The sequence below is a fragment of the Streptomyces sp. 840.1 genome (genome assembly GCF_003751445.1).
Classification (GTDB): Bacteria; Actinomycetota; Actinomycetes; order Streptomycetales; family Streptomycetaceae; genus Streptomyces.
Map to the genome: position 1 here is coordinate 3,654,875 of NZ_RJUU01000001.1, position 26,947 is coordinate 3,681,821.

At 72.4% G+C, this 26,947-nt stretch carries 20 protein-coding genes; 12 read left to right on the top strand and 8 right to left on the bottom strand.

The genetic code is table 11. The annotated features are described in order from the left end of the window. The first annotated feature begins 161 nt into the window (after positions 1–161). On the top strand, positions 162–758 hold the full coding sequence (locus EDD93_RS16690; protein ID WP_123525890.1) for an NADPH-dependent FMN reductase: 597 nt from the start codon (positions 162–164) through the stop codon (positions 756–758). A 27-nt stretch (positions 759–785) separates the two neighbouring features. Then, a complete protein-coding gene (locus EDD93_RS16695) occupies positions 786–2,291 on the top strand; it encodes an MDR family MFS transporter (protein ID WP_123525891.1) in 1,506 nt (501 codons plus the stop codon). Between the two features lie 170 nt (positions 2,292–2,461). Here the strand turns inward: EDD93_RS16695 and EDD93_RS16700 are convergent, their stop codons facing one another. Then, positions 2,462–3,949 (bottom strand): PucR family transcriptional regulator, encoded by a 1,488-nt coding sequence (locus EDD93_RS16700; protein ID WP_123525892.1) that lies wholly within the window; start codon positions 3,947–3,949, stop codon positions 2,462–2,464. A gap of 126 nt (positions 3,950–4,075) precedes the next feature. Here EDD93_RS16700 and EDD93_RS16705 point away from each other — a divergent pair, with 126 nt between their 5' ends. Beyond that, positions 4,076–5,551 (top strand): sodium:solute symporter, encoded by a 1,476-nt coding sequence (locus EDD93_RS16705; protein ID WP_123525893.1) that lies wholly within the window; start codon positions 4,076–4,078, stop codon positions 5,549–5,551. A 70-nt stretch (positions 5,552–5,621) separates the two neighbouring features. Here EDD93_RS16705 and EDD93_RS16710 read toward each other — a convergent pair whose 3' ends face one another. Continuing rightward, a complete protein-coding gene (locus EDD93_RS16710) occupies positions 5,622–6,890 on the bottom strand; it encodes an MFS transporter (protein ID WP_123525894.1) in 1,269 nt (422 codons plus the stop codon). A 79-nt stretch (positions 6,891–6,969) separates the two neighbouring features. On the opposite strand from EDD93_RS16710, the gene EDD93_RS16715 reads away from it, so the two are divergent. The 4 genes from EDD93_RS16715 (at position 6,970) to EDD93_RS16730 (ending at position 11,791) form a co-directional block, all read left to right on the top strand. Further along, positions 6,970–7,869: a LysR family transcriptional regulator gene (locus EDD93_RS16715; RefSeq protein ID WP_123525895.1), complete on the top strand. Its 900-nt coding sequence runs from the start codon at positions 6,970–6,972 to the stop codon at positions 7,867–7,869. Positions 7,870–8,084: 215 nt separating this feature from the next. Then, a complete protein-coding gene (gene speB, locus EDD93_RS16720; protein WP_123525896.1) occupies positions 8,085–9,053 on the top strand; it encodes an agmatinase in 969 nt (322 codons plus the stop codon). Continuing rightward, positions 9,050–10,741: a thiamine pyrophosphate-binding protein gene (locus EDD93_RS16725; RefSeq protein ID WP_123525897.1), complete on the top strand. Its 1,692-nt coding sequence runs from the start codon at positions 9,050–9,052 to the stop codon at positions 10,739–10,741. Before speB ends, EDD93_RS16725 begins: the two co-directional genes overlap by 4 nt. A 174-nt stretch (positions 10,742–10,915) precedes the next feature. Beyond that, the gene (locus EDD93_RS16730) at positions 10,916–11,791 is read left to right on the top strand and encodes a serine hydrolase (RefSeq protein WP_123525898.1); all 876 of its coding nucleotides are present in this window, start codon (positions 10,916–10,918) and stop codon (positions 11,789–11,791) included. 4 nt (positions 11,792–11,795) lie between these two features. Here EDD93_RS16730 and EDD93_RS16735 read toward each other — a convergent pair whose 3' ends face one another. Beyond that, positions 11,796–12,470 carry a TetR/AcrR family transcriptional regulator gene (locus tag EDD93_RS16735; protein WP_123527817.1) on the bottom strand — a complete coding sequence of 225 codons (675 nt, stop codon included), beginning with the start codon at positions 12,468–12,470 and terminating at the stop codon, positions 11,796–11,798. A 179-nt stretch (positions 12,471–12,649) separates the two neighbouring features. Here EDD93_RS16735 and EDD93_RS16740 point away from each other — a divergent pair, with 179 nt between their 5' ends. Both EDD93_RS16740 and EDD93_RS16745 read left to right on the top strand, forming a co-directional pair. Further along, the gene (locus tag EDD93_RS16740) at positions 12,650–14,107 is read left to right on the top strand and encodes an MFS transporter (RefSeq protein ID WP_123525899.1); all 1,458 of its coding nucleotides are present in this window, start codon (positions 12,650–12,652) and stop codon (positions 14,105–14,107) included. Positions 14,108–14,219: 112 nt separating this feature from the next. After that, a complete protein-coding gene (locus EDD93_RS16745; protein ID WP_123525900.1) occupies positions 14,220–17,960 on the top strand; it encodes an ABC transporter ATP-binding protein in 3,741 nt (1,246 codons plus the stop codon). Positions 17,961–18,006: 46 nt separating this feature from the next. Here EDD93_RS16745 and EDD93_RS16750 read toward each other — a convergent pair whose 3' ends face one another. Next, a complete protein-coding gene (locus EDD93_RS16750; RefSeq protein WP_123525901.1) occupies positions 18,007–18,507 on the bottom strand; it encodes a hypothetical protein in 501 nt (166 codons plus the stop codon). Between the two features lie 148 nt (positions 18,508–18,655). Between EDD93_RS16750 and EDD93_RS16755 the strand changes: the two genes are divergently transcribed. Both EDD93_RS16755 and EDD93_RS16760 read left to right on the top strand, forming a co-directional pair. Then, complete coding sequence (locus EDD93_RS16755) at positions 18,656–19,111, top strand: hypothetical protein (RefSeq protein ID WP_260255758.1); 456 nt, start codon at positions 18,656–18,658, stop codon at positions 19,109–19,111. Positions 19,112–19,230: 119 nt separating this feature from the next. Continuing rightward, on the top strand, positions 19,231–20,706 hold the full coding sequence (locus EDD93_RS16760) for a S28 family serine protease (RefSeq protein ID WP_123525902.1): 1,476 nt from the start codon (positions 19,231–19,233) through the stop codon (positions 20,704–20,706). 59 nt (positions 20,707–20,765) lie between these two features. Here the strand turns inward: EDD93_RS16760 and EDD93_RS16765 are convergent, their stop codons facing one another. Both EDD93_RS16765 and EDD93_RS16770 read right to left on the bottom strand, forming a co-directional pair. Further along, the gene (locus tag EDD93_RS16765) at positions 20,766–22,616 is read right to left on the bottom strand and encodes a glycoside hydrolase family 3 protein (protein ID WP_123525903.1); all 1,851 of its coding nucleotides are present in this window, start codon (positions 22,614–22,616) and stop codon (positions 20,766–20,768) included. A gap of 192 nt (positions 22,617–22,808) precedes the next feature. Then, entirely contained in the window at positions 22,809–23,717 is a 909-nt protein-coding gene (locus EDD93_RS16770; protein WP_123525904.1) for a LysR family transcriptional regulator, read from the bottom strand. A 100-nt stretch (positions 23,718–23,817) separates the two neighbouring features. Between EDD93_RS16770 and EDD93_RS16775 the strand changes: the two genes are divergently transcribed. Continuing rightward, entirely contained in the window at positions 23,818–24,729 is a 912-nt protein-coding gene (locus EDD93_RS16775; RefSeq protein ID WP_123525905.1) for an EamA family transporter, read from the top strand. Between the two features lie 59 nt (positions 24,730–24,788). Here the strand turns inward: EDD93_RS16775 and EDD93_RS16780 are convergent, their stop codons facing one another. Together EDD93_RS16780 and EDD93_RS16785 are read right to left on the bottom strand one after the other, a co-directional pair. After that, on the bottom strand, positions 24,789–25,577 hold the full coding sequence (locus EDD93_RS16780; RefSeq protein ID WP_123525906.1) for a sugar phosphate isomerase/epimerase: 789 nt from the start codon (positions 25,575–25,577) through the stop codon (positions 24,789–24,791). Positions 25,578–25,840: 263 nt separating this feature from the next. Continuing rightward, positions 25,841–26,905: a LacI family DNA-binding transcriptional regulator gene (locus tag EDD93_RS16785; RefSeq protein WP_123525907.1), complete on the bottom strand. Its 1,065-nt coding sequence runs from the start codon at positions 26,903–26,905 to the stop codon at positions 25,841–25,843. Between the last annotated feature and the right edge of the window lie 42 nt (positions 26,906–26,947).

Below are 26,947 nucleotides of genomic sequence, written 5' to 3' on the forward strand. Positions count from 1 at the left end.
ACTCCTCTCGCTGGGCGGCCAGCCTACAACGGGCTGGCGTACGGCGTATCCGTGGGTATACGACGTATCTGTAGGTAGACAACGTACACATCGCTGGATACGTTGTACGCAGAAAAATACGTTGTACACATCCACTGCTTCCAGGATTCCAGGGGGAACCCATGCCCGGCACCCGCCCGCAGCTCCGCATCGCCGTCGTCGTCGGCAGCACCCGCGAAGGCCGCTTCGCGCCCGTCGTCACCCAGTGGCTGAAGGGGCACCTGTCTCAGCGCGGCGACATGACCACGGACGTCGTCGACCTCGCGGAGACCCCGCTGCCCACGGTCCTGCCCGCGTTCGGGCAGCCGCCCGCGCCGGGCACGGAGGAGGCCCTCGCCCTGGTGTCGCCGCGCCTCGCGGCAGCCGACGCGTTCGTCTTCGTCACGCCGGAGTACAACCACAGCTTTCCCGCGTCCCTGAAGAACGCCGTCGACTGGCACAACGAGCAGTGGCACGCCAAGCCGGTCGCCTTCGTCTCCTACGGCGGCCTCTCCGGCGGCCTGCGTGCCGTGGAGCAGCTCCGGGTCGTGATGGCGGAGCTGAACGCCACGACCATCCGCAACACGGTCAGCTTCCACAACGCCTACGGCCGGTTCGCCGCGGACGGCACCGTCGAGGACCCCCAGGTCGATGCGGCGGCCAAGGCGCTGCTGGACCAGCTCGCCTGGTGGGCGCACGCGCTGCGGGACGCCAGGGCCGCCACCCCGTACGCCGCCTGACGGGACACCACCGACCTGGGAGCGACCATGAGTCAGTCCACGCACGACCGGCCGGGCGCCGGCGCCGCACGGCCACCCGCCGACGAAGAGGACGGCCCGTCGAAACTCGTCCTGTTCGGCCTCCTCCTCGGCCTGGTGCTCGGCCTGCTCGACGGCACGATCGTCGGCACGGCCCTGCCCACGATCGTCAGCGATCTGGGCGGCCTCGGCCATCTGTCCTGGGTGGTGACCGCCTACCTGCTCACCGCCTCCCTCACCACCCCCGTCTGGGGCAAGCTCGGCGACCTGTACGGGCGCAAGGGGAGCTTCATGTGGGCGGTCGTGGTGTTCCTCGCCGGATCTGTACTCTCCGGCCTCGCCCAGGACATGGGGCAGCTCATCGCCTTCCGCGCCGTCCAGGGACTCGGCGCGGGCGGCCTGATGGTCGGCGCCATCTCCATCATCGGCGTCATGCTGCCGCCCTCCCGGGCCGGCCGCTCGCAGGCGATGATCGGGGCCATGATGCCCCTCGCCCTGGTCGGCGGGCCGCTGCTCGGCGGCTTCCTCACCGACCAGCTGAACTGGCGCTGGGTCTTCTACGTCAACGTCCCCATCGGCGCGCTCGCCCTGCTCGTCGTCGGCCTGCGCCTGCGCCTGCGCACCGAGCGGGTCACGGCACGGATCGACTACGCCGGCGCGGGTCTGCTCTGCGCCGCGATCCTGGCCCTCGCCCTGGTGGGCAGCTGGGGCGGTACGCGGTACGCCTGGCTGTCGCCGCAGATCACCGGCCTCGCGGCGACGGGCGCTCTCGCCCTGGCCTGGTTCGCCCGGGTCGAGCGACGGGCGGCCGAACCGATCATCCCGCCACGCCTGTTCGCCGACCGCAACTTCACGCTCGCCCAGGTGCTGACGTTCCTGGTGGGCGCCGCCATGGTCGGGACGTCCACCTACCTGCCGCAGTACATGCAGTTCGTACGCGGCGCGTCATCGACGGCCAGCGGCATGCTGCTGCTCCCGCTGATGGCGGGAATGTTCGGCGCCCAGCTCCTGGTCGGCAGGCTCCTCGCGGGCGGTGGCCGCTACCGCCCCTACCCCATCATCGGCGGGGCGCTGACGGCCACGGGCGCACTCGTCCTGCTGACAGTGGACACCGGGACCCCCACGGCGCTGACCTCCGCACTGACCCTCGTGCTGGGCACGGGCATGGGCCTGCTGATGCAGAGCACGCTGCTTGTCACCATCAACAGTGCGACACCGCGCGACATGGGCGCCGCGACGGGAACCGCCACCCTCGTCCGTACGATCGGCAGCTCCCTGGGTGTCGCGGTGCTCGGCGCCGTCTACACGAGCCGGCTCCGCCCGGCCGGAATGCCGGACGGCGGCACGGCCTGGACGCCCGAGGCGGTGCGTGGGATGCCGGAGGGGGTCCGGGACGCGGTGCGGACGGCGGTCACCGAGGGCCTGCACGGGGTGCTGGCGGGCGCCGCGCTGCTCGGGGCCGTGATCTTCCTGGCGGCCTGGCTGATGCGGGAGGTGCCGTTGCGGGAGAAGTGACCGGGCGGCCGGGGGGGTTTGGGGTCGGGGACGGGGACGGCTGACACGTAGCAAGACCGCAGGCGTTCGGGACAGGCGCGACCGGGGGCAGGGCCGGGGACCCTGCCCACGCCGGGGGGTGGTGGCAGGGACCGCTCAGCCCGCCGGAACCGGCCGTCCTGCGCAGGCGCTCATCCCTGCCGCAGCGCGAACCACAGCTCCGTCCGTACGTCCATGTCGTCCAGGTCCACCCCCAGCAGCGTCGCGCACCGCCCGATGCGCTGGCGGACCGTGTTGCGGTGGACCCGCAGGGCGGTCGCCGTGCGGTCCCAGCTGCCGTGCAGGCTCAGCCAGCAGCGCAGTGTCTCGGCGAGGGGTTCGGTGAGCGGGGCCAGCAGGGCGCGGGCGTGGGCCTCGGCCGCCTCGGGGGGCACCAGGGAGGCGAGGCCGCGGCCGGTGTCCGTGCGGTGGTGGGCCAGAGGGGTGCGGGTCGCCTCCGCGCGGCCCAGCGCACGGGCCGCGCGGGCGTCGGCCACGTCCAGCTCGGTGATCGCGGCGGGCGCCGACGCGCCGAGCGTCCAGCCGGGCTGCGGGGTGATCCGGTCGTCGCCGGGCACCAGCACCCGTACCGCCGCGCCGCCCCGGCCCGCGTCGACCAGCGCCGAGCCCAGGGCCGCGCCGAGCGCCCCGGCCGTGAGCGGGTCCACCGGGTCGCCGCCGCTGCGGCGGGCGTGCACCACCGTCCACCGCTGCGCGCCGCCCAGCAGCGGGGCGACGCCCGCCGGGTCCGCGCCCAGCAGCAGCCGGACCAGGGCCGCCGAGCGGCCTGCGGCGTCGGCGCCCTGATGGGGGGCGGCCAGCAGGGAGAGCAGGACGACCGCGACCCCGGCGATGGTGTGGTCGCCCGCCTCGCGCCGCTTCGACGCCAGGGTCAGGACGAGCCCCTGCCCGCCGCCCAGCGCGTACGCGGCGAGGTGGGTGGTGTCCAGGGTGTCGGTGGCCGATGCGGGTGCGGGGCGCAGGACCGGCGCGACCACCCGGGCGAGCCGGGTGAGCGCGGCCCGGACGTCGGGGGCCGGCGTCCGGCCGGCCGCGTGCAGTTCCTCGCCGTCGGCCGTGAGCAGTACCGCCCGCCCCTCCAGCTGGGCCGCCAGCTGGTGCAGCACGGCCGGCACCGGGTCGGTCCTGGCCGCCGCCGTCGCCAGGGCCTGCTGGGCGCGCGTCACCCGGCGCAGCTCGCGCACCCGGGCCTGGGCCATCAGCTGCCACACCGCGCGGGCGATCGCCGTGAACGGGGTCTCGGGCGGCACCTCGATCAGCGGCAGCCCGTACCGTTCGCACGCGGCGATCAGCTCTGCTGGCACCGTGTCATGCACCGGCCGCACCCCGAAACCGAGCGCCGCGGCCCCCGCCTCGACCAGCCGGGACACATAGGTGTCCGGGTCCGCGAGCAGCACCCCGGCGCTCAGCAGCAGCTCGCCGCCGAGCAGGTACGGGTACGGGTCGGCCATCTCCGAGGTGTGCACCCACAGCAGCTCCGCCTCGGCGGGTCCCGCGATGCGGCGCAGCCCCAGCTCCTCCCTGGCCAGCAGCTCGGTCAGCGCGATGGGCGGGGTCGGCGGAGCGGCCGGTGCGGCAGGGACGGTCGGTGCCGTCGGTCCGGCGGGGGATTCCGGCATGGAGGGTTCATCCGTTCGGTGCGGTGAGAATGGATGAAACGTACACTTCAGCGTCGCTTCCGGGCCACCTACCGTCTTCACGACAACCGAACCCACGAACCTTGTGATCGAGACGGAGGGAAGCCCATGGCAGTCGACTACGCCGTGATCGTCGTCTATCTGGCCGGCATGCTCGCCATGGGCTGGTGGGGCATGCGCCGCGCCAAGTCCAAGAGCGAATTCCTGGTGGCGGGCCGCCGGCTCGGCCCCTGGATGTACTCCGGCACCATGGCCGCCATCGTCCTCGGCGGCGCCTCGACGATCGGCGGGGTCGGCCTCGGCTACCAGTACGGGCTCTCCGGTGCCTGGATGGTGTTCACCATCGGGCTCGGGCTGCTCGCCCTCTCCGTGTTCTTCTCCGCCCGCATCGCCCGGCTGAAGGTCTACACCGTCTCCGAGATGCTCGACCTGCGCTACGGCGGCCGGGCCGGGCTCATCTCGGGCATCGTCATGTGGGCCTACACGCTGATGCTCGCGGTCACCTCGACCATCGCGTACGCCACCATCTTCGACGTCCTCTTCGACATGAACCGGACCGTCGCGATCATCCTCGGCGGCGCCATCGTCGTCGCGTACTCGACGCTCGGCGGCATGTGGTCGATCACGCTCACGGACATGGTCCAGTTCGTCGTCAAGACCATCGGCGTGCTGCTGCTCCTGCTGCCCATCGCGGTGATCAAGGCGGGCGGCTTCAGTGAGATGAAGGCCAAGCTGCCCACCGAGTACTTCGACCCGCTGGGCATCGGCGGCGAGACGATCTTCACGTACGTGCTGATCTACACCTTCGGCATGCTGATCGGCCAGGACATCTGGCAGCGGGTGTTCACCGCCCGCAGCGACCGCGTGGCCCGCCTGGGCGGCACCGTCGCCGGTACGTACTGCCTGGTGTACGCGGTCGCGGGAGCGGTCATCGGCACGGCGGCCAAGGTCATGTACCCGAAGCTGCCGACCGCGGACGCCGCCTTCGCGACCATCGTCAAGGACGAACTCCCGGTGGGCGTGCGGGGTCTGGTCCTGGCCGCCGCGCTCGCCGCCGTGATGTCCACGTCCTCCGGTGCGCTGATCGCCTGCGCGACGGTCGCCAACAACGACATCTGGTCGCGGATCAAGGGCGCGGTCAGGCGCGAGGGGGACGGTGCCGAGCACGACGAGGTGAAGGGCAACCGCGCCTTCATCCTGATCATGGGCATCGCCGTGATCCTCATCGCCATCGCGCTGAACAACGTGGTCGAGGCCCTGACCGTCGCGTACAACCTGCTCGTCGGCGGACTCCTGGTGCCGATCCTGGGCGGCCTGCTGTGGCGCCGGGGCACGGCGGCCGGGGCGCTGGCCGCCGTCGCGGTGGGCGGCCTCGCGGTGGTCGGCCTGATGGCGGGGTACGGAATCCTCGCGAACGAACCGGTCTACTACGGCCTGCTGGCCTCGCTGGCGGTCTACGTCGTGGTGTCCCTGGCGACGAAGCCCACGGACGCGGCCGTCCTGGCCGCCTGGCGCGAACGGCTGGCCGGACGCGGCAGCGAGCCGGAGCCGGCGGAGCCGGTGGGGGAGCGGGTCGGGGGCTGACCGTCCGGAACGGGCCGCCGGATGCTCCGGCGGCCCGTTCCGTGACGGCCCTGTGCGCTGCCCGTTCCGGTCAGGCGGCGTGGCCGTGCGGCTTGCGTGCGGCGGTTTCGGCTGGATGGTTCTGGGCGGGGGCCGCGTCCGGGAGGCGGCCTGAGCGGGCGTCGCGGAACGCGAGGGGGACCACCAGAAGAATCAGGGTGGCCGCCGCGGCGAAGGCGCCGTCGATGCCCAGTGCGTAGGAGGTCAGGCCGACCGCCACGGCGCCGGCTCCGGTGCCCGCGTCGTAGGCCATGTTCCACAGGGTGCTGGCCATGCCGTGGCCGTCGGGGCCGGAGCGTTGGAACATCAGCACCAGCGTGTCGTTCTGGAGCGCGCCGAAGCCCAGGCCGTAGAGCACGGCTGCCGCGCCCGACAGCGCCGCCGCGCCGTTGGCCGCGGCGAGTCCGAAGCCGCCCATGCCCGCGGCGCAGGCCAGCACGCTCGGCCCCATCAGCCGGCCCACGCCCGAACGGTCGCTGACGATGCCGGCGACCCAGCGGCCGACGATGACCGCGCCTGTCAGGAGGAACAGCGCGGGCGTGGCCGAGGACGGCTGAGCCAGTGCGAGGGGGAGGAAGGACGTGACGGCGCCCAGCGCGCAGGCGGTCGTGATCAGGACGGTGAACGGCCTGCTGACCGCCCGCAGCTGGGCCGGGCCCGTCCTGGACCGGGGCCGCGGGCGGCCGGGGCCGGCGGGGGCGGGCACCCTGATCGCGGCGGCGAGGGGCGCCGCCAGCACGCTCAGGGCGCCCGCGGTGACGAACACCGCGGTGAAGCCGAGGTGTTCGGCGGCCCACACCCCCAGGGGAAGACACGCCACCTGGGGCAGACCGACGGCGATGCCGTACAACCCCACGGCCCTGCCCCTGCTGTCGGCCGGGATCAGCTCGGCGACGAGCGCACTGCCGGCCACCGCGACCATTCCGAAGCCGGCACCTCGCACGGCGGAGACGGCCAGCACCCAGTCCATGGCCGCCGAGACCGGGTAGGCGAAGGTGGGCAGGCCGAGGAGGAGCGATCCGATGATCAGCATCCGGCGCAGGCTCACCCGCTTCAGCAGCCATGACATGCACAGCTGCACACCCACGGTCGTCGCCATCGTCACACCGGTCGCGGCGCCGACGGCCGTGTAGCCCGAGCCGCCCTCGGCGGACCAGAGCGGCGCGACCGACAGCAGTGGTGCGTAGTTGGAGAAGGTGCCCAGAGTCGCGGCGAGGAGCAGAAGGAAGTCGCGCCCGGCAGGACCGGTGCGGTTGCCCTCGGCGGAGCCTCGGTGGCGCCTTGTCGGGGAGAAGGCCATGTGTGAAGTCTGGGGACTCCTCGCCCATCGCGTCCAACGAATGATTGCAATGGTTTCGATCGATGATTACGATCGATGGGTGGAGCTGAAGCATCTCGCTACGTTCGTCGTGGTCGCCCGGCGGCTGAGTTTCACCCGTGCCGCCGAGGAGCTGGGGTACGTACAGTCCAGCGTCACCGCACACATCAAGGCGCTCGAAACGGATCTCGGAGTCCCCCTCTTCGAACGCCTCGGCCGCCGGGTCACCCTCACCGACGCCGGCCGTGAGCTGCGAGGCCACGCCCAGACGCTCCTCAACCACGCGGAGCGGGCGACCGAAGCGGTACGGGGCGCGAGCGGCGACCCCCGGCGCGTGCGGGGGACGCTGCGCATCGCCGCACCGGAGAGCCTGTGCGCACACCGGCTGCCCACCGTCCTGGGAGCCCTGAAGGACCGCTTCCCCTACCTCCAGGTGGCCTTCGGCGCGGCCGGCAGGACCGCTCTGATGAACGCGCTCGGCGAAGGCAGTCTGGACGCCGGATTCCTGCTCGAGGAAGAGGTGGCCGGGCCGAACGTGACCGCCGAGAGGCTGGCGGAGGAGGAGCTGAGCCTGGTCGCCCGTCCTCGGCACCGGCTGGCACTCGGCGGCCTGGTCCGCACCGAGGACCTGGCCGGGGAGACCCTGCTGCTCATCGAGAAGGGCTGCGCACAGCGTGAGGTGATGGACCGCGAGCTCAGGCGGGCCGCGATCCGGCCCGCGACCATGGAGTTCGTCAGCACGGAGGCACTCAAGCGCTGCGCCGCGGCCGGACTCGGTGTGGCGCTGCTGCCGACGGTCGCCGTTGCCGACGAGATCGCCAGGGGGGAGCTCAGCGCCCTGGAATGGGCGCACCGCCCCGTCCTCGGCATCTACCTCGTCGTCCACAAGGACCGTCACCCCACGTCCGCACTGCGCACCCTCACCTCGCTCGCTCGGGCGCAGTGGCCGGCCGCGGCCTGATCTCCGGGGCGCGGGGCAGGGGCGTCCGGCCGGTCCCGGAAGCCGGTATGGACGAACCGTCCGTCTCCTGCGGCGAGAATGGATGAAACGTACACTTCAGGGTTGACTCCGCGCCGCCTAGCGTCATCGGCAGACCCGTATGAGTGCTTCCGTGCCGTTGCGGGAGATCCGGCACACTCCGAGCAGCGCGTAATCGAAGGAAAGGCCACCCACCCATGAGCAGCACCGAATCGCCGCGCGGCCCCGTCGACTCCTCCCGCGTCCCGCGGTACGCCGGGCCCGCGACGTTCGCCCGGCTGCCCCGCCTCGACGAGGTCGGCACGACGGATGTCGCCGTGGTCGGCGTGCCCTTCGACGCCGGGGTCTCCTACCGGCCCGGCGCCCGCTTCGGCGGCAACGCGATCCGGGAGGCCTCGCGGCTGCTCCGCCCGTACAACCCGGCGCAGGACGCCTCGCCGTTCGCCCTCGCGCAGGTCGCGGACGCCGGTGACATCGCGGCCAACCCCTTCGACATCAACGAGGCCGTCGAGACGATCGAGGCAGCGGCCGACGACCTGCTCTCCACCGGTGCCCGGCTGATGACGCTCGGCGGCGACCACACCATCGCACTGCCCCTGCTGCGTTCCGTGGCCAAGAAGCACGGCCCCGTCGCACTGCTCCACTTCGACGCGCACCTCGACACCTGGGACACCTACTTCGGCGCCGAGTACACCCACGGCACCCCGTTCCGCCGGGCCGTCGAGGAGGGCATCCTCGACACCTCCGCGCTCTCCCACGTCGGCACCCGAGGCCCGCTGTACGGCAAGCAGGACCTCACCGACGACGCCAAGATGGGCTTCGGGATCGTGACCTCCGCCGACGTCATGCGACGCGGCGTCGACGAGATCGCCGACCAGCTCCGTCAGCGCATCGGCGACCGCCCGCTCTACATTTCCATCGACATCGACGTCCTGGACCCGGCGCACGCCCCCGGCACCGGCACCCCCGAGGCCGGCGGCCTCACCTCCCGTGAGCTGCTCGAAATCGTGCGCGGTCTCTCCTCCTGCAACCTGGTCTCCGCCGACCTGGTCGAGGTCGCCCCCGCGTACGATCACGCCGAAATCACCTCCGTCGCCGCCTCCCACACCGCGTACGAGCTGACGACGATCATGACCCGCCAGATTGCAGAGGCCCGGACGAAGTGAGTCACGACCACCACGACGAGCGCCCCGAGCTCACGCCCGAGCAGATCGCCGCCGCGCTGAACCCCCCGCCCGGCCGCAACGGCGGCGACCTCGTCGTCGAGACGCTCCAGGGGCTCGGCGCGACCACCGTCTTCGGGCTGCCCGGACAGCACGCGCTGGGCATGTTCGACGCGCTGCGCCGCTCGTCGCTCGGCTACATCGGCCTGCGCGTCGAGAACAACGCGGGCTTCGCCGCCGACGCCTACGGGCGCATCACCGGTGAGGTCGCCCCGCTCCTGCTGTCCACCGGACCCGGCGCGCTCACCTCGCTCGCCGCGCTCCAGGAGGCGGCCAGCGCCTCCGCGCCCGTGCTGGCGATCTCCAGCCAGATCCCGAGCGCGGGGCTCGGCGGCGGACGCCACGGCTACCTGCACGAGCTGCGCGACCAGAAGGCGTCGTTCCGCGACATCGTGAAGTCCGTCCACACGGTTCGCACCGCCTCCCAGATCCCGTCCGCGATCGCCGCCGCCTGGGAGTCCGCGCTGACGGCCCCGCACGGCCCGGTCTGGGTCGAGATCCCGCAGGACGTGCTCCTCGCCGGCACGACGCTGCCCGTCGTCACCGCGATGGACGCCACCCCGGGCGAACTGCACGCGCGCCCCGAGCTCATCGCGGTGGCGGCCCACCTGCTGTCGAACGCCGAGCGGCCCGCGATCATCGCGGGCGGAGGCGTCGTACGCTCCGACGCCTCCGGCAAGCTCCGGGCGCTCGCGGAGAAGGTAGCCGCACCGGTCGTCACCACCTTCGGGGGCAAGGGCGCCTTCCCGTGGGAGCACCCGCTCTCGCTGCAGTCCTGGCTGGAGGACCGGCACACGACGGACTTCCTGGAGGACGCCGACGTACTGCTGGTCGTCGGCTCCGGACTCGGTGAACTCTCCTCGAACTACTACACGTTCGCCCCGCGCGGCCGGGTCGTCCAGATCGAGGCCGACGCCGGCAAGCTGGAGTCCAACCACCCGGCGCTCGGCATCCACGCCGACGCCCGGGACGCCCTGGCCGACCTCCTCGAAGCGGTCACCCCGCGCGAGGACCCGGCCGCCGCCGAGCGCGTCCGTGAGGTGCTCGGCCGGGTACGGGAGCGGATCGACGCCCAGGGACGCACCCTGGAGCAGCACCTGCTCGGCGAGATCCGGTCGGCCCTGCCCGACACGTCCCCCAGCTTCTGGGACATGACGATCCTCGCCTACTGGGCCTGGTCCGCCTTCGACGCCCGCCACCCCAACACCATGCACTCGGCGCAGGGCGCGGGCGGCCTCGGCTACGGGTTCCCGGCGGCCATCGGCGCTGCGGCGGCCGACCGCACGAAGCCGGTCCTGGCGGTCTCCGGCGACGGCGGCGCGATGTACTCCATCGCGGAGCTCGCCACCGCCCGCCAGTACGACCTCCCGGTCACCTGGCTGATCGTGGACGACGGCGGCTACGGCATCCTGCGCGAGTACATGACCGACGCCTTCGGTGAGAGCACCGGCACGGAGCTGTCCCGCCCGGACTTCGTCGCCCTGGCCGAGTCCTTCGGCGTCCCGGCCGTCCGTACGAGCCCCGAGACGCTCGCCGGCGACCTGGCCAAGTCCTTCGCGCAGCCCGGCCCCTCGGTCGTCGTGCTCCCGGCACTGCTCAGGATGTTCGAGCCGACGCACCTTCAGGGCTGACATCGGACCGAGTCGCCCCCGGAGCCGTTACGGCTCCGGGGGCGCTGCGTTGTTCCCGTCACAGTCGCGACGAATGGGGCTTCCGTCACATACAACTCTCCGGTTGTCCGGGAGTCTTTCGTGCGGGGCGCCAGGGGCGCGCCCGCAGGACCACCCAGGGGACCGGAACGCATCATGACCACATCCCGCATATCCCGCCGCGCCCGGCGCGCGCTGGCCACCGCCCTGGCCGCCGGGGTGCTGGCGCCCGTGGCGCTCGGCGCGGTGCCCGCCGCCGCCGCGGCGCCCGCGGTGAGCTGCGCCTCCGCCAGGGCGGGGCTCGCCGCCAAGCTGTCCAGGGACATCACCGCGGCGCTCAAGGGGCGCAAGTCCACCACCGCGGTGGCGCTGTACGACCGGACCACGAAGACGGCGTGCACCCTGCGCGCCACATCGGCGTACGACTCCGCGAGCGTCGTGAAGGCGACCGTGCTGGCCACGCTCCTGCGGGACAGCGCCCAGCACCACCGCCCCCTCACGCGCCGCGAGACCGACCTCAGCACCGCCATGATCACCAAGTCCGACAACAACGCCACCACCAGCCTGTGGAAGCAGCTCGGCGCCACCAAGGTCAAGGCGTTCCTCAAGGCGGCCGGGATGACACACACCGTGCCCGGGGCCGGCGGCTACTGGGGGCTCACCCGGATCACCGCGCAGGACGAGCAGCGGCTGCTGACCCTGCTCACCGCGAAGAACTCCGTGCTCAGCGACAGCGCGCGTTCCTACGAGCTCGGGCTGATGCACCGGGTCGTCCCCTCACAGCGCTGGGGAACGCCCGCCGGGGCCCCGGCCTCGGCCACGGTCCAGCTCAAGAACGGCTGGCTGCAGCGGGCCACCCACGGCTGGCGGGTGCACAGCGTCGGCGCCTTCACGGGAAAGGGCCACGACTACGCGCTCTCGGTGCTCACCCAGGACAACGCGACGATGAACACCGGCATCGGCACCGTCCAGGCCGTCGCCCGTGCCGTGCACAGGGATCTGAACTCGCGCACGGCCGGCCACCCGCGGTAGGCGCTCAGGCCCCGGACGGGAGCCGGCCGGGCGCCGCCCCGGCCTGGAGGCGCAGACCGGCCAGGGTCAGTTCGAGGCCGGAGAGGAACTGCTCCTTGTCGTCGTGCCCGTCGAACTCGTCGACGATGTCGTGCAGGAACGGGTACGTCCCGGCGTCGAGCGTGCGCCACGTCGCGGCGTAGCGGCCGAGGAACTCCTCGCGGCCCACGAGGCCGTCGACCACCTCCTGCGGCGGCTCCTGCCCCATGTCGGCGGCGTTGGCGACGACGACACCCACGATCGCCGTCACGGCGTGGAACCGCTGCCGGGGCGTGAGGTCGAGCCGCAGCGTCTTCTCCCCGAGCTCCTCGTAGAGCCGCAGCGCGTTGCCCTCGACGTCGATGTTCTGCATGAAGTGCGCGCCCAGCCACGGCCGGTCCACGACCGCGTCGAACAGGGTGATGGCCATCACGCGCAGGTCCTCGATCGGGTCGCCGCTGCCGCTCTGCTTCTCGACGGTGGCCAGCACCCCGCCGAGCACGTGCTCGACCGCGCGGTCGAGCAGGTCGTCCTTGCCCGAGACGTACCAGTAGATGCTGCCGACGCCCGTGCCGAGCCGGGCCGCGAGGGCGCGCAGCGTCAGCGCCGGCGCGCCCGCCTCGTCGAGCAGGGCCACGGCTGCGGAGAGGACGGCCTCGATGGAGTGCGAGCCGCGCTGACGTCCTCGGGAAGGACGGTCGGCGGGTCGTGGTCGCGGGCCTGTCATGACTCCCATCCAATCACAGCTTGCGCGTTTATCGAACTAGGTTCTATGGTCGAACCACGTTCTATTGTAGAACGTCGTTCGATACTCGTCGACGTTCCGGAAGGAGGCCCGTCATGACCACCACCGCCACCGCGCCCGCCGCGCCACGCACCTATCCGTCGCTGCGCGCCGCATGGATCCCGCTGGCCGCGCTCTGTCTGGCCTTCTTCGTCGAGATGGTCGACAACACGCTGCTGTCCATCGCGCTGCCCACGATCGGCCGGGACCTCCACAGCGGCACGACCTCGCTGCAGTGGGTCACCGGCGCCTACTCACTGACCTTCGGCGGACTGCTGCTGACCGCCGGATCGATGGCCGACCGGCTCGGGCGCAGACGCGTGCTGCTGGTCGGCCTCGCGGTCTTCGGCCTGCTCAGCCTGGGCGTCGCCGCCGTCAGCACCGCGGGGGAGCTCATCACCCTGCGGGCCGGCCTGGGCATCGCCGCCGCGGCGATGGCCCCCATCACCAACTCGCTGGTCTTCCGGCTGTTCGACGACAAGGCGCTGCGGATGCGCGCCATGACCCTGATGATCATCGTCGGCATGTCCGGCTTCGTCCTCGGCCCGCTGCTGGGCGGCACCGCCCTGGCCCACGTGCGGTGGCAGTGGCTGCTGCTCATCAACGCCCCGATCGCCCTGATCGCGGCCATCGGCGTCCGCCTCGGCGTCCCCGCCGACCGGCCGCAGGACCTGACCCGCGACAAGCTCGACCTGCCGGGCGCCGTCCTCAGCGTCCTCACCATCGGCCTCGCCTGCTACTCCCTGACCAGCGGCGTCGAGCACGGCTGGCTCTCCGCGGCCACCCTCGCCTCGGTCCTGGGCGCCCTCGCCGCAGGGGTCGCGTTCGTATGGCACGAGCGCCGCAGCGCATCGCCGATGCTGGACCTCCGCTTCTTCTCCGACGGCACCGTCCGGGGCGCCGCCATCGCCCAGATCGGCACGGCCATCGCGATGGCCGCCGTGATGTTCGGCCTGATCCTCCACTTCCAGTACGCCTACGGATGGAGCCCCGTACGGGCCGGCCTGGCGAACCTGCCGCTCATCGTGACCATGATCCTGGCGACCCCCCTGTCCGAATGGCTCGCGGCCCGCTTCGGCCACCGCATCGCCTGCCTGGTCGGTGCCGCCTGCCTGGCCGGCTCGCTGGCCGGACTGTCCTGGGGCGTCGACCACGGGTACGGCGTCATCGCGCTCTGCATGGTCGTGATGACCATCGGGCTGCGCACCGTCATGACGATCTGCGCCATCGCCCTCGTCGACGCCATGCCGTCCAACCGCACCTCGATCGGCACCGCGCTCAACGACACCGCCCAGGAGGTCGGCAGCAGCATCGGCACCGCCGTGGTCGGCACGATGATCGCCGCACTGGTCACCACCCAGCTGCCCGCGGGCACCTGGAGCCACGCCCTGGTGGCATCGTTCTTCCACGGCGAGCGGATCACCTACGCGGTGCTCGCGGTCGTCGTGGGCCTGATCGCCGCCGGCGGCGCGCTCTCCCTCACCAACTCCCGCCTCACCGAGGAAGCGCACTGAGGCATCCGCCCAAGACCTAGGCCGAAGGTCGGGTATTTGTTGCGGAGGGATGAAATCCGCCGCCCACCACGTTGGTGCCTTCCGGAAGAGCAGGTCGAACGGGAGGCACCGGGTGTCGGACGCAGGGGAGACGGGTGAGGGGCGGCAGCCCCGTGGCTGGGCGCGCAGGCTGAGCGGTTACGCCTGGCGGTACCGGCGCAATGTGCTGCTGGCCCTCGGCTCGTCGCTCGCCGGAATGGCGGTGATGGCCCTGGTCCCGCTGATCACCAAGGTGATCATCGACGATGTGGTGGGCAACCACACCCGTTCCCTGGCCGTCTGGACGGGGCTGCTGATAGGGGCCGCCGCGCTGGTGTACGTATCCACGTACATCCGCCGCTACTACGGCGGCCGGCTCGCCCTGGACGTCCAGCACGACCTGCGGACCGAGATCTACGGGACGATCACCCGCCTCGACGGCAAGCGGCAGGACGAGCTGTCCACCGGGCAGGTCGTCGGGCGCGCCACCAGCGACCTCCAGCTGATCCAGGGGCTGCTGTTCATGCTCCCGATGACCATCGGGAACGTGCTGCTCTTCCTGCTCTCGCTGGTGATCATGGCTTGGCTCTCGCCGCTGCTGACCCTCGTCGCCGTCGCCGTCGCCCCCGCCCTCTGGTTCATCGCCCGCCGCTCCCGCACCCGGCTCTTCCCCGCCACCTGGTACGCCCAGTCGCAGGCCGCGGCAGTCGCCGGGGTCGTCGACGGCGCCGTCTCCGGCGTCCGCGTCGTCAAGGGGTTCGGGCAGGAGGACCAGGAGACCGGCAAACTGCGCGAGGTCGGGCGCAAGCTCTTCGCCGGGCGGCTGCGCACCATCCGGCTGAACTCCCGCTACACCCCCGCCCTCCAGGCCGTCCCCGCGCTCGGCCAGGTCGCCATGCTGGCCCTCGGCGGCTGGCTCGCCACCCGGGGCGAGATCACCCTCGGCACGTTCGTCGCGTTCTCCACCTACCTCGCCCAGCTCGTCGGCCCGGTCCGGATGCTCGCCATGGTCCTCACCGTGGGACAGCAGGCCCGCGCCGGTGTGGAACGCGTGCTGGAGCTCATCGACACCGAGCCCTCGATGCAGGACGGCACCAAGCAGCTCCCCACCGACGCCCCGGCCAGCGTCGAGTTCGAGGACGTCCGCTTCGGCTACGACGACGACCGCCCCGTCCTCGACGGCTTCTCGCTGACCATCGAGCCCGGCGAGACCGTCGCCCTCGTCGGCGCGTCCGGCAGCGGCAAGTCCACCGTCTCGATGCTCCTCCCGCGCTTCTACGACGTGACGCACGGCGCCGTCCTGATCGGCGGCCACGACGTCCGCGAGCTGACCTTCGACTCGCTGCGGGCCGCCATCGGCCTCGTACCGGAGGACAGCTTCCTGTTCTCCGACACCATCCGCGCCAACATCGCCTACGGGCTCCCGGACGCCACCGACGACCAGATCGAGCAGGCCGCCCGCGCCGCCCAGGCCCACCGCTTCATCGCCGAGCTCCCCAAGGGGTACGGCACCGAGGTCGGCGAGCACGGGCTGACCCTCTCCGGCGGCCAGCGCCAGCGCGTCGCGCTCGCCCGCGCCATCCTCACCGACCCCCGCCTCCTCCTCCTGGACGACGCCACCTCAGCGGTCGACGCCCGGGTCGAGCACGAGATCCACGAGGCGCTGCGCGAGGTGATGGCGGGCCGCACGACGCTGCTGATCGCCCACCGCCGCTCCACGCTCAACCTCGCGGACCGCATCGCCGTCCTGGAGCACGGCCGGCTCGCGGACATCGGCACGCACGAGGAGCTGGAGCGCCGCTCCCCGCTCTACCGGCGGCTGCTCACCGACCCGGACGAGCTAGGCGGCACCTCGCCCGGACACCGGCCGGCCGGCCCTGCGGCCGACCCTGCGGACGACCGCGCGCTCCAGGAGGAGCTGGACGCCGAGTTCGACGCCGAGCGCGGCATCACCCCCGAGCTGTGGGTCCGCAAGGAGGAGGCCCGGGAGGCCGACGCGGCCGGCACGCCCGCCACCCCCGAACTCCTCGCCCAGGTCGACGCCCTGCCCCCGGCGACCGACACCCCGGACGTGGACGAGGCCCGCGCCGTGCACGCCGAGGAGTCCTACGGGCTGCGCCGGCTGCTGCGCGGCTTCGGGCTCCCGCTGCTGGTGAGCCTCGCGCTGGTCGCCGTGGACGCCGGAGCGGGACTCCTGCTGCCGGTGCTGATCAGGAACGGCATCGACGAGGGCGTCACCCAGCTGGCGCTCGGCGCGGTCTGGGCGGCCTCCGCCCTCGGCCTCGTCGTCGTACTGGTGCAGTGGGCGGCCCAGATCGGTGAGACCCGGATGACGGGCCGCACCGGCGAGCGGGTGCTCTACTCGCTGCGGCTGAAGATCTTCGCGCAGCTCCAGCGCCTCGGCCTCGACTACTACGAGCGCGAGCTGACCGGCCGGATCATGACCCGGATGACGACGGACGTGGACGCGTTGTCCACGTTCCTGCAGACTGGCCTGGTCACCGCCTTCGTCTCCGTCGTCACCTTCTTCGGGATCATGGTGGCGCTGCTGGTCCTGGACGTCGAACTGGCGCTGGTGGTCTTCGCGACCCTGCCGGTGCTGATCATCGGCACGGTCTTCTTCCGCCGCAGAAGCGTCAAGGCGTACGAGCTGGCCCGTGAGCGCATCAGCGCCGTCAACGCCGACCTCCAGGAGTCCGTGTCCGGGCTCCGGATCGTGCAGGCCTTCCGCCGCGAGGGGGACGGCGCCGAGCGGTTCGCCGGGCGCAGCGACTACTACCGCGAGGCCCGGGTCCGCGGCCAGTGGCTGATCTCGGTCTACTTCCCGTTCGTCCAGCTGCTGTCGTCGGTGGCCGCGGCGGCCGTGCTGATCGTCGGCGCCGGCCGGGTCGACAACGGCACGCTCACCACGGGCGCGCTGGTCGCCTACCTGCTCTACATCGATCTGTTCTTCGCACCCGTGCAGCAGCTCTCGCAGGTCTTCGACGGCTACCAGCAGGCCACCGTCTCGCTCGGCCGGATCCAGGAGCTCCTCCAGGAGCCGACGTCCACCGCCGACCAGGACGAACCGCTGGACGTGCTGTCACTGCGCGGCGAGATCGCCTTCGAGAACGTGTCCTTCGCCTACACCGGCGAGGAGGCCGCGCTCACCGGCGTCGACCTGCGGATCCCGGCCGGTCAGACGGTCGCGTTCGTCGGCGAGACGGGTGCGGGCAAGTCCACCCTGGTCAAGCTCGTCGCCCGGTTCTACGACCCGACGGACGGCCGCGTCACGGCGGACGGCACCGATCTGCGCAGCCTCGGTCTCACGTCGTACCGGCACCGGCTCGGCGTCGTCCCGCAGGAGGCGTACCTCTTCGCGGGCACGGTCCGCGACGCCATCGCGTACGGGCGGCCCGATGCCACCGACGCGCAGGTGGAGGCGGCGTCCAGGGCGGTCGGCGCGCACGACATGATCGCCACGCTGGACGGCGGCTACCTGCACGAGGTCGCCGAGCGCGGCCGCAACCTCTCCGCCGGACAGCGGCAGCTGATCGCGCTCGCCCGCGCCGAACTCGTCGACCCGGACATCCTGCTGCTCGACGAGGCCACCGCGTCCCTGGACCTGGCCAGCGAGGCACTGGTCAACCAGGCGACCGACCGCCTCGCGGGCCGGCGCACCACACTGGTCGTCGCCCACCGCCTCACCACCGCCGCCCGCGCCGACCGGGTCGTGGTGATGGACCACGGCCGGGTCGTCGAGGACGGCACGCACGACGAACTCCTCGCCCTGGACGGGAAGTACGCCGTGCTGTGGCGCACCTTCATAGGGGAGGACGAGCCTGCCGGGGTGTGAGAGGCGGCGGACGTGGCGCCCCCGGCCATGGTCCGCCGGAAAGACCCTAGCCGCGGATGCCGGTGATCTTCCCGGTGCCCGTCGCCGACTGCACCGTCAGCTCGGTGTACGTCGGGTGGGCGACCGAGCCCCAGGTGAGCCGGACGTGCGTCCAGGCGTGACCGGCGCCGCTGCCGCCCGCGGTGACACGGAAGGCGGCCGGGACGTCCTGGGCGCGCAGCACGCCGTCCGCGTGGTTGGCCTTCTCCCAGGCGCGCAGCTCCTGGCGCAGCTCGGGCGTGAGGTAGAAGCCGCGGAGCGCGCCGGCGAGCTTGGCCCCGTCCTCGGCGGCGACTGCGTCGAGGTACGAGCCGTAGAAGTGGGCGACCTCCTGGGCCTCGGCCTCGGCGACGTCGTCGCGCGCCGGTGCCGAGGCGGACGCCCGCTGCGGTGCCACGGCCGCGGCGGCCGGAACGGCGGCGACCGCGGTCAGGAGCGTGGCCGCGAGCAGTGTGCGGCCGATGATGCGGCGGCCGCGGGAGTGCTGGGTGGTGCGGAGTCGGGTCATGACGGTGCCTTCCTTTCGTATGGCTCTGTCCTGTTGGAGCCATCGTGTGGCGATTTGGTTGCCCGGAATGTGGAGCACGCCGGGTGCAACCTCCGGATGGGCTCCCGCGTCGTACGCAGATACACACATGCGGCGGATAGTGGTGCATGTGTTCGATGAGGCGATGGGGTGGCTGGTGAACAGAGTGACGATCGGGCGGACCGAGGGGCCGCACGGACGCACGGGGCGCGGGAGCTCCGTGCGGCTGCTGGCGCTGGTCCTGACCACTGCCCTCGGACTGCTCATCGGCGGGATCGGGGCGACCGGGGCGAGCGCCGCGTCGGTCTGCGCCGGACGCCCGGCGAAGACCCTGAAGTTCGGCACCGGCGAGCTGCGCGTCTACAAGAACCGCTCCTACGCCTGCGCCCTCGCGGTGGCCGCCAAGCCCGGCGCGCGTCGCAAGATGTCCGTACAGATCCAGCCGCGCGGCGGCCACCCCGTCGTCGACAGCGGGAACTTCACCCGGCAGGCCGGACCGGTGACGGTCCACGCGCTGAACCGGTGCGTCCGGGTCTCCGGCACCATCTCCGGCCGGACGGGCACCACGGGCTGGATTCTGTGCTGACCGGGCCGGAATCTGTGCTGACCGGGTGATCTGTCCGGGCCCGGCGGCAATGAGGTCTGGCGGCACGGGTGTTGCCCCGCTAGGTTCACGTGGTCTGTCGTGAATCAAGGGGAGGGTGTATGCGCAAGGCGCTCAGAGGTTTCCTGTCGCTCGCGATGCTCATCGGCACAGTGAGTGCGACGGGTGCCTCCGCCGGGGCGGCCACCGCCGCCGAACCGGCCGCGCTCCGTTCCGCCGTAGGTGACAGCGGTACGAGCACGGACATCAAGGACCGCATCCTGGCCATCCCGGGAATGAGTCTGATCGAGGAGAAGCCCTATCCGGGCTACCGCTACTTCGTCCTCAACTACACCCAGCCGGTCGACCACCGGCACCCGTCCAAGGGCACGTTCCAGCAGCGGATCACCCTGCTGCACAAGGACACCTCCCGGCCGACGGTGTTCTTCACCAGCGGGTACAACGTCTCGACCAACCCCAGCCGCTCCGAGCCGACCCGCATCGTGGACGGCAACCAGGTCTCGCTGGAGTACCGGTTCTTCACCCCGTCCCGCCCGTCGCCCGCCGACTGGTCCAAGCTCGACATCTGGCAGGCCGCCAGTGACCAGCACCGGGTCTTCACCGCGCTGAAGCGGATCTACTCGAAGAACTGGCTGACCACCGGCGGTTCCAAGGGCGGCATGACGGCCACGTACTTCGAGCGCTACTACCCGAAGGACATGGACGGCGTCGTCGCGTACGTCGCGCCCAACGACGTGGTCAACAAGGAGGACTCGGCGTACGACCGGTTCCTGGCCGGTGTCGGCACCAAGGAGTGCCGCGACAAGCTGAACGGTGTGCAGCGCGAGGCGCTCGTCCGCCGGAAGCCGCTGGAGAAGAAGTACCGGCAGTACGCCGCCGACAACGGCTACACCTTCAACACCGTCGGCACCCTCGACAAGGCCTACGAGGCCGTCGTCATGGACTACATCTGGGCGTTCTGGCAGTACAGCCTGCTCGCCGACTGCGAATCGATCCCGGCCGACGCCAAGAACGCCACCGACCAGGCGATCTGGGACTCCATCGACTCGATCTCCGGCTTCTCCGCCTACGCCGACCAGGGCCTGGAGACGTACACGCCGTACTACTACCAGGCGGGCACCCAGCTCGGTTCACCCGACATCAAGCAGCCCTGGCTCGGCAAGCTCAGCCGGTACGGCTACCAGCCGCCGCGCACCTTCGTGCCCCGCTCCATCCCCATGAAGGCCCAGCCCTCGGTGATGCGGGACGTCGACAACTGGGTCAGGCACCACGCCGACCACATGCTGTACGTGTACGGGCAGAACGACCCGTGGGGTGCGGAGCGCTTCCGGCTCGGCGCGGGCGCCCGTGACAGCTACGTCTTCACCCAGCCCGGCGGCAACCACGGCTCGAACGTCGCGGGGCTGATCCCGTCCGAGAACGCCACGGCCACCGCCGCCATCCTGCGCTGGGCGGGCGTCGCCCCGACGGCCGTCCAGGCGGACCCGGCGAAGGCGAAGCCGCTCGCGAAGTTCGACGCGGTGCTCGACAAGCGGGACCTGACGACCGAGCACCGGCTCGGCCACCGGCGCCCGTAGCGTGACCGGTCCGGCGGCCGCCCACCCCGGGCGGCCGCCGGACACCTGCTGGGCCGTGTCTAGTAGGACAGCCCGTAGCCCACCGGGTACAGCACCCGCGCCGGGTCGTCCGCGCGCTGGACCGGCACCGGCAGGGCGCCGCGCGGCTCCGCGCGGCCGGCGATCACCCGGGCCGCCGCCCGCAGTTCGACATCGGTCCAGGAGTACGCGGCGAGGCTCGCCGCGTGCCCCGTTCCGGCCAGCTGGGCGATGTCGTACGGATTGCGGATCGCGAGGGTGATCACCGGGACGCCCGTCGCGGCCAGCGCGCTCACCAGGGTGCGCTGCGAACTGGTCGCCGTGACGTTGTACGTCCCCACCACCACCGCGTCCTTGCCCCGCGCCGCAGCCACCGCCGCGTCGATGTCCGCCTTGGCCGGCGCGGTCCCGGTGGACAGGGCGGTCGCCACGTACCCCAGCTCCTTGAACTCGGCGGCCAGGGTGGTGGTCGGCGGGCCCGTCGTGCCGGACGGGGAGGCCGGATCGGCCCCCACCACCAGCAGCTCGCGGTGGGAGCGGCGCGAGAGCGGCAGCAGTGAACCCTCGTTGGCCAGCAGCGTGGTGGTGCGCTCCGCGATCCGGTCGGCGGCGGCCAGGTGCGAGCGGGTGCCGACCGTACGGTCCACGCCCCGGCCGCTCACGAACGGGTCATCGAACAGCCCGAGCTTCGTCTTCAGCCGCAGGATGCGCAGGATCGATTCCTCGATCCGGGCCTCACTGACCTCGCCGCTCCTGACGGCCGCCAGCAGGGCGTTCCACGAGACGTCGAGGTCCGGCGGGTTGAGCAGCTGGTCGACGCCCGCCTGCACGGCCAGCACCGGCACGCGCTCGTCGCCGTACTTGGTCCGCACGCCCTCCATGCCGAGCGAGTCGGTGACCACGACGCCGTCGTAGCCCAGCTCCTCGCGCAGGATGCCGGTGAGGATGGGCCGGGACAGGGTCGCCGGGTCCTCGGCCGGGTCGAGCGCGGGCACCACGATGTGCGCGGTCATGATCGAGTCGATACCGGCGGCGATCGCGGCCCGGAACGGCGGCTCGTCCAGCTCGGCCCACTGCTCGCGGGTGTGGGTGATGACCGGCAGACCGGTGTGGCTGTCGGTGCTGGTGTCGCCGTGGCCGGGGAAGTGCTTGGCCGTGGAGGCGATCCCGGAACTCTGGTACCCCTTCACCTGGGCGGCGACCATCGCGGCCACCGACTGCGGGTCGGAGCCGAAGGAGCGCACCCCGATCACCGGGTTGGCCGGGTTGACGTTGACGTCCGCGTCCGGGGCGTAGTTCTGGCAGATGCCGATCGCGGCCAGTTCGGCGCCCGCGATCCGCCCCGCCTCGCGGGCGTCGGAGCGCGAACGGCCCGCGCCGAGCGCCATCGCGCCCGGCATCAGCGTGGCGGGCTCGCCGACCCGGCAGACGATGCCGTGCTCCTGGTCCGTCGAGACGAGGAGGGGCAGCGGAGTCGGACCCGCCAGACCGGCCCGCTGGATGCCGTTGGAGAGCTCCGCGATCTGGTGCGGGTCACGGGTGTTGTGCGCCCAGGTGAAGTAGATGATGCCGCCGACGTGGTACTTGGCGATCATCTCCGCCGCGGTGCGCACACCGATCTCGGCGAGGTTGGCGTCGATGTCGGCCTGGTCGGGGTCGGTGGCGGAGTGCCCGTAGACCCGCATGACGAACAGCTGGCCGACCTTCTCCTCCAGGCTCATCCGGGAGATGAGCCGCTTCAGCCGCCGGGTGGTGGCTGCGGAGTTGTGGCTGCCGCCCGCGGACCTCGGGGCGGCGACGGCGCCGGGGGCGAGTGCCGTACCCGTCGCGGCGACGACAGCGGTGGCGGCGGTGGCGGTGAGGAGGGTGCGTCTGGAGGGGCGGTGGTGCACGTGAGCTCCTTCGGCCGTACTCGGTGACGAGGTGATGGTGAAAGAAACTTCCAAGGATCACGGATATCCAGAAAATAACTTCCGGTCAAGGGTCCCGACCGTTCGAGCGCGTCCCGCACGGGCGGTGGAGGGGGGATGAATCCCCCACCCCTGCTCACCTCGTCCCACCTCGCCCCGGGCGGGGCCGCCCAGCTACCGCAGCCCCGCGCCCGCGCCGTGCGCCTGGAGGGCCGCGACCGCCGCCGTGATCGCGGGACGGCGGGCCGCCTCCGTGCGCCACAGCGCGTACAGCCGGCGCACCGGCACCGGCTCGATCTGCACCGCCGCCACCCCGTCCGGCAGCGGCCCGCGCCCCAGCCTGGGCATCATCGCGACCCCCAGACCGGCGGCGAGCAGGGCCAGTTGGGTGTGGTTCTCCTCGGCCTGGTGCCGGATGTCCGGCTCGTAGCCCGCCGTGCGCAGCGTCCGCACCAGCCAGTCGTGGCAGACCGTCCCGGGCGGCTGGCAGATCCACCGCTCCCGCGCCAGCTCCTCGCGCCGCACCCCGCTGCGCCCCGCCAGCCGGTGGCCTGCGGGCACCAGCAGATCGCAGTGGTCCCTCCCGATCACCGCCTGCGCCACGCCCTCCGGGGCGGGCAGTGGGGCGATGTCCCAGTCGTGTGCGACGGCGAGGTCGATCACGCCCTTGGTCACCAGATCGACCGAGAGGTGCGGATCGACCTCGGTCATCCGCACGTCCAGGGCCGGGTGCTCACGGTCCAGCTCGGCCAGCACCCCGGGCAGCAGTCCGCGCGCCGCCGAGGCGAACGCGCCGATCGACAGCCGCCCCGTCGGCAGCCCCCTGCGCTCCTCCAGCGTCGTCTCCGCCCGCTCCACGATCGCCAGCAACTGCTGGGCCGTCGCAGCGAGATGGAGCGCCTCCTCGGTGAGCGCGACCCCGCGTCCGCGGCGCTCAAGGAGCGTCGTACGGGTCTCCCGCTCCAGCTTGGTGATCTGCTGCGAGACCGCCGACGGGGTGTAGCCGAGCGCGGCGGCCGCACCCGCGACGGATCCGTGCACGGAGATGGCGTGCAGCGCGCGCAGCCGGGAGAGATCGAGCACCGGAGCCTCCGGGAGCCTCGGGAATCATTAGCGTCGCTCAATTTCACCATGAAGAAATCCGCGCTGGTGCTAAACGGTCGGTGCGGGTGATCCTCGGGGCATGCGTCCCCCTCACATCGCCCTGGCCGCCGTGGTGGCTGCCGTCTGGGGTGTCAACTTCGTCGTCATCGAACTGGGCCTCGCCCACTTCCCGCCCCTGCTCTTCTCCGCACTGCGCTTCCTGGTCGCGGCACTGCCCGCGGTCTTCTTCGTCGGCCGCCCGAAGGTCGCCTGGAAGTGGGTGGTGGGGGTCGGACTGGTCCTGGGCATGGCCAAGTTCGGGCTGCTGTTCATCGGCATGGACCGGGGCATGGGCGCCGGACTCTCCTCCCTGGTCCTCCAGGTCCAGGCCGTCTTCACCGCCCTCTTCGCGGCGCTCGCGCTGGGCGAACGCCCGGGACGCGTAAGGGCGCTGGGGATGTCGGTGGCCCTCGCCGGCATCGGGGTCGCCGCGGTCGACGAGGGCGCGAGCGGTCCGGTGCTCGCCTTTGTCCTGGTGATCGCGGCGGCGGCCTGCTGGGGCGTGTCCAACGTGCTGACCCGCAAGGCCGCCCCGCCCGACGCCCTCAACTTCATGGTCTGGGTCTCCACTGTGCCCGTGCTGCCGCTGCTCGGGCTCTCGCTCCTCTTCGAGGGCTGGGACCGCGATACGGAGGCACTGGCCGCGCTCGACTGGAGCGGCGCCGGGATCATCGTCTACGTCGCCTGGATCACCACGGTGTTCGGCTTCGGGGCCTGGGGCTTCTTGCTGAGCCGGTACCCCGCATCCTCGGTGGCCCCGTTCACCCTGCTGGTGCCCGTCTTCGGGATGTCCTCGGCCGCCCTGCTGCTCGACGAGTCGGTGAGCCCGCTGCGGTGGTGCGCGGCGGCGCTGTTGGTCGGCGGGGTGGCCCTGACCTCGCTCGCCGGGGCGCGGCGCCCCCGCCCCGCCGCCCCGGAGCTTGCGGAGCCGCAGGTCGCGGGGGCCGCCTGAGCGCCCTGCGAACCCACCCACGACTGTCGCCGGGTCGCGGCACGTCGCGGGTGCGGCCGCTACTGCTTCGGCGCGCCCAGCCGGAGCAGGTGCTCGCGCCCCGCGCTCAGCAGCCCCGGCAGGTCCGCCGCCTCCGGGTGCCAGCGCTTCTCGTACTCCCAGCAGACCCAGCTGTCCGCGTCCAGGGTGTCCAGGCAGGCCCGCAGCGGCAGCACCCCGGCGCCCAGGGCGAGGGGCTCGGTGTCCTCGGCCGACGCGATGTCCTTCACCTGGACGTAGCCCAGGTGCGGGGCCAGCACGGCATGGCTCGCGACCGGCTCCTCACCGGCCAGCCAGGTGTGCATGATGTCCCACAGGGCGCCGATGCTCCCGTGCCCCACCGTCCCCACCACCCGGGCCACGGCGGCTCCGGCGCGGTGCGAGTCGTGGGTCTCCAGCAGGATGCGCACGCCCATGTCCGCGGCGTACGGAGCGGCGGCGGCCAGCCTGCGGGCAGCGGTCGCGTCCGCAGCGTCGGGGCCCTGGTCGCCGCCGCCGGGGAAGACCCGGACGTTGCGCGCCCCCAGGTCCCGGGCCAGCTCCACCAGGCCGGCCAGCTCGTCCAGCACCGGCTGGTCCTCGCCCTCGGACGCGGCCCGCACATAGCCGGCCACGGTCAGGATCTCGATCCCGCCCCGCTTGAACTCCTCGACCACATCGGCGCGTTCGAGCATCGAGAGCCCCGGGTGCACCGGCTCCTCCGGATGGGCGCGCAGCTCCACGCCCTGGTAGCCGTGCTCGGCGGCCAGCCGGACGACCTCGGATATCGGCAGCCCCGGCACCCCGAGTGTGGAGAAAGCGAGCTTCACGTGCGTGTCCTTCCATCGGTACCTGCGTGCCCCCGCACCGTACGGTCCGGTCGGCGGCCGGCACATCACCGGCTCACGGCCTGACTGACGGATGCCCCGGACACGGCGAACCAAGTCATCCCCTGCGGAACCGGTCACGGCGAGCCACGTCACCTCCCTGCGGTACCGGTCACGGGACGCGGAGACGCGGAGACGCGGAGATCAGGGGACGCGGGGACGCGGGGACGCGGGGACGCGGGGACGCGGAGACGAGGGGACGCGGGTCACCCCCGAGGCGCCGCCGTCGACCCGCGGACCATCAGCTCGGCCGGGATCGTCGCGATGCCGCCGGGCGGCGGGGTCTCCTTGCCCATGGCCAGCCGGCCCGCCCGCGCCCCCGCCTCGAACAGCGGCAGCCGTACGGTCGTCAGGGCCGGGACCACGTCCACCGAGAACGGCAGATCGTCGAAGCCGGCCACCGAGATGTCCTCGGGGATGCGCAGCCCCCGGTCGCGGATCGCCGCGGCGGCGCCCAGGGCCACCGTGTCGTTCGCGGCGACGACGGCCGTGATCCCCGGTTCGCGGCGCAGGAGTTCGACGGTGGCGTCGTAGCCGGAGCCGCGGTCGTAGGAGCCGTGCACGGTGAGCCGCTCCTCGTCGCCGGCGAGCCCCTCCGCCTTGAGCGCCTCGCGGTGGCCCTCCAGGCGGTGGCGGGTCGTGGTCCGCTCCAGCGGTCCCGCCGCGTAGCCGATGGTGCGGTGGCCCAGCGAGATCAGGTGCTCGGTCAGCCGCCGGCCGCCGCCCCGGTTGTCGAAGGCGAGCGCGGCCAGGACCGATTCGCCGTCCGGCAGCGGGGGCCGCCCGCACAGGACCACCTTGGTTCCGGCGTCCGCGAGCTTCGCCAGCTTCGCGGAGACGGCCGCCCGGTGCGCCGGGTCCTCGACCGCGCCGCCGGTGAGGACGACGGCTGCGGCGCGCTGGCGCTGGAGCAGCGTCAGGTAGGTGAGCTCGCGTTCCGGGGTGCCGCCGGTGTTGCAGACGATCGCGAGCTTCTCGCCGCCCGCCCGGCCCGAACCGTCACCGGGACCGCCGATCTCCGTCTGCGCCGCGCCCGCCATGATCCCGAAGAAGGGGTCCGCGATGTCGTTGACCAGGATGCCGATCAGGTCGGAGGTGGCGGCCGCGAGTGAGCTGGCGGGCCCGTTCAGCACGTAGTCCAGATCGTCCACCGCGCGCAGCACCCGCTCCCGAGTGGACGCGGCCACCGGGTAGTTGCCGTTCAGCACGCGGGACACCGTGGCCGGGGACACCCGGGCGCGCGCCGCCACGTCCGCCAGGGTGACTGTCATCGCATTCCTCCGAGGAGTGATGAGGGGAGAGGGGCCGATCAG

Bases quoted from the DNA above. Each gene is read 5' to 3' on its own strand.
- EDD93_RS16695 (WP_123525891.1), top strand. From the start codon at position 786: ATGAGTCAGTCCACGCACGACCGGCCGGGCGCCGGCGCCGCACGGCCA.
- speB (WP_123525896.1), top strand. From the start codon at position 8,085: ATGAGCAGCACCGAATCGCCGCGCGGCCCCGTCGACTCCTCCCGCGTC.
- EDD93_RS16760 (WP_123525902.1), top strand. From the start codon at position 19,231: ATGCGCAAGGCGCTCAGAGGTTTCCTGTCGCTCGCGATGCTCATCGGC.
- EDD93_RS16740 (WP_123525899.1), top strand. From the start codon at position 12,650: ATGACCACCACCGCCACCGCGCCCGCCGCGCCACGCACCTATCCGTCG.
- EDD93_RS16730 (WP_123525898.1), top strand. From the start codon at position 10,916: ATGACCACATCCCGCATATCCCGCCGCGCCCGGCGCGCGCTGGCCACC.
- EDD93_RS16690 (WP_123525890.1), top strand. From the start codon at position 162: ATGCCCGGCACCCGCCCGCAGCTCCGCATCGCCGTCGTCGTCGGCAGC.
- EDD93_RS16775 (WP_123525905.1), top strand. From the start codon at position 23,818: ATGCGTCCCCCTCACATCGCCCTGGCCGCCGTGGTGGCTGCCGTCTGG.
- EDD93_RS16785 (WP_123525907.1), bottom strand. From the start codon at position 26,905: ATGACAGTCACCCTGGCGGACGTGGCGGCGCGCGCCCGGGTGTCCCCG.
- EDD93_RS16710 (WP_123525894.1), bottom strand. From the start codon at position 6,890: ATGGCCTTCTCCCCGACAAGGCGCCACCGAGGCTCCGCCGAGGGCAAC.
- EDD93_RS16700 (WP_123525892.1), bottom strand. From the start codon at position 3,949: ATGCCGGAATCCCCCGCCGGACCGACGGCACCGACCGTCCCTGCCGCA.
- EDD93_RS16705 (WP_123525893.1), top strand. From the start codon at position 4,076: ATGGCAGTCGACTACGCCGTGATCGTCGTCTATCTGGCCGGCATGCTC.
- EDD93_RS16750 (WP_123525901.1), bottom strand. From the start codon at position 18,507: ATGACCCGACTCCGCACCACCCAGCACTCCCGCGGCCGCCGCATCATC.